This window comes from Bradyrhizobium sp., assembly GCF_049581145.1.
In the GTDB taxonomy this organism is placed as follows: Bacteria; Pseudomonadota; Alphaproteobacteria; order Rhizobiales; family Xanthobacteraceae; genus Bradyrhizobium.
Map to the genome: position 1 here is coordinate 1 of NZ_JBAURI010001049.1, position 4,063 is coordinate 4,063.

4 protein-coding genes and 1 pseudogene are annotated in these 4,063 nt (G+C 61.1%); 4 read left to right on the top strand and 1 reads right to left on the bottom strand.

All coding sequences use genetic code 11. From position 1 onward, the window contains the following. A pseudogene (locus WCB02_RS33925) lies at positions 1-378 on the bottom strand (hypothetical protein); the annotation flags it as partial. Between the two features lie 272 nt (positions 379-650). On the opposite strand from WCB02_RS33925, the gene WCB02_RS33930 reads away from it, so the two are divergent. From WCB02_RS33930 to WCB02_RS33945, 4 genes are all read left to right on the top strand, one after another. Continuing rightward, on the top strand, positions 651-1,025 hold the full coding sequence (locus WCB02_RS33930; RefSeq protein ID WP_423965389.1) for a Crp/Fnr family transcriptional regulator: 375 nt from the start codon (positions 651-653) through the stop codon (positions 1,023-1,025). Beyond that, positions 1,022-1,834 (top strand): MBL fold metallo-hydrolase, encoded by an 813-nt coding sequence (locus tag WCB02_RS33935; RefSeq protein WP_423965391.1) that lies wholly within the window; start codon positions 1,022-1,024, stop codon positions 1,832-1,834. The genes WCB02_RS33930 and WCB02_RS33935 overlap by 4 nt, the downstream gene beginning before the upstream one ends. Positions 1,835-1,932: 98 nt before the next feature. Further along, positions 1,933-2,547 carry a glutathione S-transferase family protein gene (locus WCB02_RS33940; protein WP_423965394.1) on the top strand — a complete coding sequence of 205 codons (615 nt, stop codon included), beginning with the start codon at positions 1,933-1,935 and terminating at the stop codon, positions 2,545-2,547. Positions 2,548-3,288: 741 nt separating this feature from the next. Beyond that, the coding region (locus WCB02_RS33945; protein WP_423965397.1) for an inorganic triphosphatase at positions 3,289-4,063 on the top strand (775 nt) is incomplete at its 3' end.

Sequence of the window (4,063 nt, forward strand, 5' to 3'; positions counted from 1 at the left end):
CGGCGACATGATCAAGAGCCTGCCGATCACGCCCGACGCATTGGGCTTGAAACTCTCCGCCTTGAGGCGATCCGCGTTGGCGGCGCCGGCCTTGATGGCATCGGCGTCGAGCCGTGACCTCTCGATCCTGTCGATCCTCACCGGCTCAAGCTGGGTCGACGCAATCCTGTTCGCGTCGATCTTTGCCGCATCGATCTTGGGCGCCTCCGGCTTCGGCATGGTCTCGTGGTCGGGTGCGATGGTCGGCGCGTCGACCCGGCCCGCCTCGGAGGCGCCAAACGGAGCCATCTCCTGGGAAACACCAGAAGCTGGAACGCTCGACCCTGCCGCGACGGTAGCGGGTTCGGCTTGAATCTGTTCGGGGTTCAGTTCGCTCACGTTCAAAGTCTCCGCAAAGGGTTGACCATTTGGTAACTTTCAGAGCTTGCGAAATCGTTACCCGCGGCCAGCCGCGGGCCGGCTTACCGAAAATTTAGGAACTTTTCCGAGGCCATTTTGGGTCCAGAAGACGGAGCCGGTGTGGCAGCAGCAGCAGCTTACTGGGACCTATAAGTCTGCGGCAATTAAATACCAGGGACAGTTGGCACCGTTGGCGCCCCGGGCTTTCCCGACTAACATGAGGGCGCTCGCCAGAAAGGCAGGAGCCGGCCATGGCCATCGAGAAATGCATCAACACGTTCGCTGTCGATGAGATCATTTTCGAGGAGGGCTCGACCGGGCGCGAATTGTTCGTCGTGCTCGACGGCAACGTCGAGATCGCCAGGCTCCGCGACGCCGGCAAGACCGTGATCGTGACGCTCGGCAAGGGCGAGTTTTTCGGCGAGATGGCGGTCATCGACGGCTCCGCCCGCTCCGCCACCGCGATCGCGGCCGCCCCCGACACCCGCGTGATGCGCATCAATCATGCCCGCTTCGTCTATCTGGTCAGCCAGCAGCCGGCCTTCGCGCTGATGATCATGGACGCGCTCTCCAGACGGCTGCGGTCCTCCAACGACATCAACTTCCGCGCGGCGGCAAACCTGTGAGCGACCGCAAGCCGACCACGTTTCCGGTTTTGCTCAACAACGACGTCTGCTCGCTGATCCAGGCCGCCGACGACGTGTTCCAGATCCGCTTCAAGAACCGCGCTGCCAACGCCTATGTGGTGCGCGGCGCTTCTCGCACCATCATGATCGACGTCGGGCTGTCTTCGAATTATCCGCAACTCCTGCAATGCCTGCATCAGCTCGATTGTCCGCCCGATCGCATCGACATGGTGGTGCTGAGCCACGAACATCTCGACCACATCGGCGCCACCCACCATTTTTCCGGCCGCACCCTGATCGCGGCGCACCGGTTGGCCGCCAACAAGATCATGCTGCGCGACGACTTCTCGACGCTGCGCAAAATGTTCAACGAGCCGAACGAGCCGATCCATGTCGACCTGTGGCTCGAAGAGGGCAATCTGATCGACCTCGGCAATTTCCGCCTCGACGTGATGTATACGCCGGGCCATACCTCGGCCTGCATCAGCCTGTTCGACCACGACAAGGGCCTGTTGTTCGCAGCCGACACGCTGATGCCGGGCGGCGTGATGGGCGGTGTGTTCGGCTCGGGCTGCATCAGCGATTACATCCAGTCGCTCGAGCGGCTGAAGGGGCTCAACTCAAAGATCCTATTGTCTGGCCATGGCCGGCTGTCCGATGCGCCGCAGGAGGACGTCCGGATCGCTCTGCAACGCTCGCATGGCCTGCTGTCGGACACCGGGCACTTGTTCGATGCGCTCGATGCGCGTGCGAATTTCGAGCCGATCATGCAGTCGGTGCGCGACCTCAACAAGCTCGACGACGGCTGAGGCGGACAGGCCCGGGAGCCTGTTCCTCCCATTTGACAAGGCGCGGAGCGGCCTGTTCAAAAGCAGCCGGCCGAGCAAAAAAATGGGAGGATCCAACCATGAAGCTTTACGACTCGATCGGACCTAATCCGCGCATCGTGCGCATGTTCATGGCGGAGAAGGGCATCGAGACGCCGAAACAGACCGTCGACCTGCGCGGCGGCGAGAACCGTGAGGCGCCGCACCTGAAGCGCAATCCGCACGGCCAGATGCCGACGCTCGAACTCGACGACGGCAGCCATCTCTCCGAGATCACCGCGATCTGCGAATATCTCGAGGAAAAGCAGCCTGCTCCGCCGCTGATTGGCGCAACTCCGGAAGAGCGCGCGGAGTGCCGGATGTGGACCCGCCGCCTCGACCTCAACATCGCCGAGCCGCTCGCCAACGGCTATCGCTTCGGCGAAGCGCTGAAATTTTTCGAGAAACGGATTCCGGTCGCGCCCGAAGCCTCGCCGGGCTTGAAGAAGATCGCCGCCAACCGGCTACAATGGTTGAACAAACAAATGGCGGATGGCCGCGAATTCATTTGCGGCAAGCGCTTCACGCTGGCCGACATCCTGCTCTATTGCTGGATCGAGTTCGGCAATCAGGTCGGCCAGCCGCTCGATCCCGCCAACACCAACATCATGGCGTGGCTGGCCCGGGTCGGCGAGCGGCCGTCAGTGAAGGCGTGAGCGCGAAAACTCGGCTTGTCATTGCCGCGAATGGCGTACGTCGTCGATCATGCTGCCCTATCGATAGATTCCGCGGTACGGGTCCCCGGATCGCGCTCGCTTGTCGCTCGCACGTCGGGACGAGACAGGTTGATTCAAATTTCAAACAGCCAGGCCGTCTCGTTGCGAGCGCAAGCGAAGCAATACATCGTGCCGCGAAGTATGGATTACTTCGTCGCAAGAGTTCCTCGCAATGACCGAGGATACAATTATGGTTTCCCGCGGCGCAGAGAGCGTCCGAGCTGTTGCAAAGACGCCCCTCCTAAATCGTAGAGGGCGCAGGAAAGGCCGGGTGCCCGTCCCAACATCAGGGACGATAGCGACACACCCCTCTTCTCGGGTGCGGGATAGCGGATCCATAGTGCTGTTTCTACCAGATTGCGAACCGAAAATATTTTTCGCTGGAGGGCTGGACGATGGAATCACGAAAACGGCCCGTCGGCCGAATCACTTGTGCGCAAATCACTTGCACATATGGCCGCACATCGCGTCCAGGTCACATTCTGCGGATGCCTTGCGCTTGCGTGCGTAACAGCCATGGGTTTGACGGCTCATTCGTCCAGATCCGGCCGATCAAAAAGAAATGCGGGGGTCGACCGAGGATCATTTCCACGGCCTGCAATTGTATGATAGTTTTATGACATCCGTTGATGGGACGTCGACGGCGCGGGACACAATCCATCCTTCGATCGGCAATGCACGATGCTCGGCAAGCAGATAGACGTAGAACTCAAGCTTAGGGTCGCGCCCGAGGAAATCGCCGCGTTGCGCAATCATCCACATTTTTCGAGCTCGCCGCATGATGCCACGCCGCTGGTCCTGCAGTCGATCTACTTCGATTCCGACGATCGCCTGCTGCGCGATCACGGATTGACCCTGCGGGTGCGCCATATCGGCGACAAGCATATCCAGACCCTGAAGTCGACCGATCACGGCGTTGGCCTGTTCGAGCGGTCGGAGTGGGAGCAGACCCTCGAAGGCGATCAACCCGATCTTTCCGGCATGAAGCAAACGGTGCTCAGCCAAATTCCTGTCGACGAAGTCAACAAGACGCTGAGGCCAGTATTCGAGACCCGCATCGAGCGCACCGCCTATCATCTGAACGGCAACGGCGCCGACATCGTGATGGTGATCGACCAAGGCCAGATCGTTGCGACCGGCTCGTCGCGACCGGTCTCGGAGATCGAGCTCGAACTCAAGCAGGGCAACCCCGCCGACCTGTTCAGGATCGCGCGCGATATCGCCAACATCGTGCCAGCCCGTCTCGAGTTCAAGAGCAAGCCCGAGCGCGGCTACGAGCTCGTGGAAATGACGGCGGTCGCGGCCGAGATGGCGAATGATGCCGAATTGAGCGCGGGGATGAGCGTCGGCCGTGCCTTCACGCTGGTTGGCCGCGCCTGCCTGCGCCACATGGTGGCAAACGTTGCTCCGGTGATCGGCCGCGACGGCAATGCGCTGCATCAGATGCGGGTCGCAC